Annotated in this window: 2 protein-coding genes; one reads left to right on the top strand and one right to left on the bottom strand. The window is 43.9% G+C overall.

Features of this window, described 5'->3' with window-relative positions:
- Window positions 1–299 precede the first annotated feature (299 nt).
- Entirely contained in the window at window positions 300–638 is a 339-nt protein-coding gene (folB, locus tag WCO51_12225) for a dihydroneopterin aldolase (protein MEI6514020.1), read from the top strand.
- Here folB and WCO51_12220 read toward each other — a convergent pair.
- A partial coding sequence (locus tag WCO51_12220; protein ID MEI6514019.1) for an HAD-IC family P-type ATPase occupies window positions 625–2,586 on the bottom strand: 1,962 nt, incomplete at its 5' end. The genes folB and WCO51_12220 overlap by 14 nt on opposite strands.

Here is a 2,586-nt window from a genome sequence, read left to right as displayed (position 1 = left end):
TTAATAAACTATCACTCACATCTATCATAAAAGACTCATTAATAAAATAGGGTTACACCCGAGGTAAGTCATCCTGAACGAAGTACAGGATGACGCCAATTCAGTTTGATTAACCAAGGATCAAAATTATCCACAATCTGCGAAATTACAAAATATGACAACTATACACTATAATTACCAAAAAAGGAGGGTAACAAGCTCTTGCGCCGTGTGCTCTGATGCAACATAAATCTCAGGCTATGGAATATGAGGCTGTCTCTGTTTATACTATCGTAACCCCGAAACATGAGAGATAGACCATCGATACCCTTCATATTGCCGATTTAAAAATAGCGACCCATATCGGAATTCACGCATGGGAACAACGTATTACTCAAGTACTGGTATTTGAACTTATGATTCCTTTGGATATCAGCCGTTGCAACGATACCCTAACGAACACCATTGACTATGCCCAACTATGTGACAAAGTAACCACTTTTGTCTCTTCCCAATCGTTTCAGTTGATTGAAACTGTAGCAGAACAAGTCGCTACCTTCATTAAAACCACTTTTTCAATACAACAACTCACCCTAAAGGTCTCCAAACCTCATGCCGTTAGCAATGCAGGGTTGATTCAGGTGATCATCGAACGCTAACTAACGACATTTGGCCGTCACTTTCCAACGACCTTGCAACTTCATGATGAGAGGTTTTCGTGCTTAGCGCGAACATACCCTGTGTTTCCAAAAAAGTCGAAGGAGGAAGCGGTTTATGCTTAAAACCATAAGCGTGGAAGATAATAAAACAAATCTGAAGCACCATCAGTGCCGCACCAATGCCCGGGTGCAGCACAACACCAAAAGCAAGTAATCCTATGAGCGTCAACGATACCGCTACCAAATTATAGGCCAAACTCCCCCAAAGATTCTCGCGCATATTGTTCATCGCTTGCTCTGCAATATCCCTAGCTTTTACAGCAGACATCACCTGCCCATTCATGATCCGCACCTGTGCCTTATACTGTGCGCCCTTATCACCAAAAGCATGCGTCATCACCATAGAGACATCGGAAGCCTCCATAGCCAAAACATCATTAACCCCATCGCCAATCATCAAGACACTATGCCCTTGCTCTTTGAGCGCCCGAACAACCGAAACCTTACTTTTTTTGTCAGCATGCTCAATGCCAAATAACCCGGAATATATATGCGACACCTCCATACCTACTTGCTTGGCATAAAAATCAGCAGTTAGCTTATCTCCGCCAGTACTCCAATACACCGGTATTTGACGTCGTTTGAATTCAAACAATGCTTGTGCCGCATCCGCTCTCAAGGGATCATCATTGGTTATCGTAGCCAATCGTTGATAAGCACTCCCCTCTTGAACTACAAAATAAGTCGTGCCAGGTTGCCTATTTGGCATATCAATACCAAAACGCTGCAACATATCACCATTACCTAACAAATAATGACTCCCTGCAATATAGGCCCTAACACCGTCTCGTTCATGCAACACCTCCTCCGGTTTCATCTGCAAAGAGGACTGAGCAAGCAAGGCATTTCCTTCAATTTTAGAAAAAATAGCTAAGCCCATAGGATGGCTAGAACCACGCTCTAACTCAGCAAGATACCTCATCACTTGATGTTTATCTAACACCCCATCGTCATATTGAATATCCAAAGTAGACTTGCCTTGGGTCAAGGTTCCATGCAAATCAAAAACCACCGCAGTCGTTTTAGACAAGGCTTCGATCACACCACTATGAGAAAACTCTATACCTTCCAATTTGCCTTTTTCTCTACCCAAATCCATCACTAAAGGAATGATAAGCCCGAGCGTACAGGGACAAGCCGAAACCAAAATCGTAATCACCGCTTGTACCGCTACCATCGGTGGGAAAAAGACCGCCAACACAAGGCCTGTCAGCATAGCCACGGCGATAACGCCCGGAACAAAATACTGCAGCATCCTATCGGTTTGCTGCCAAATAGGCGCTTTGGTCAAAGCCGAATGCTTCAAGTCTTTATCCAATTGCTCTAAATACGAAGAGGTGACCGTAAATCTATGTTCATGAGCGTGATTTAAAATCGCTCTCGCTAGTTGTTGTTGAGCAGCTACTGATAAATGTTTTGTGGTATCCCATCGCAAAGCATCATGAATCATAGAAGCATATTGGATCCCTCTGATATCAGTCAAATCAGAGGACGACAACTTAAAATCAATGCGCTTACTCATCAAGGACGACCAAACACTCACCATCAAATGCTCATCTTCAACATAGACACGAAGAGGCTCAATAACGCCAGATGTGTTCGGTTTGACCGTGCAAAATTGCACTGCCTGCCCAAGCCCTATGCGCATAAGACAAGGAGTGAGGGCCACCATTCCGGCCATAACAGGATCATCGCCAGCACAAGAACGATGTAGCAATGCCCCTTCTACCCTTGACACATCCAATACTACAGCAGAAGGAGGGGTTTCATCTGATTGCTCCCATAACCAACCATCCATGGGTATCATATCGCCCGCACGTAACGCGATAACATCGCCCGGACGCAAGTCATTGTAAGTACAATCGATAAAGTTATGTTCTGTCTTTTT

This window comes from bacterium (assembly GCA_037131655.1).
Taxonomy (GTDB): Bacteria; Armatimonadota; Fimbriimonadia; order Fimbriimonadales; family JBAXQP01; genus JBAXQP01.
Note: the sequence above shows the minus strand (reverse complement) of the source record. Positions and strands in the feature narration are given on the sequence as shown.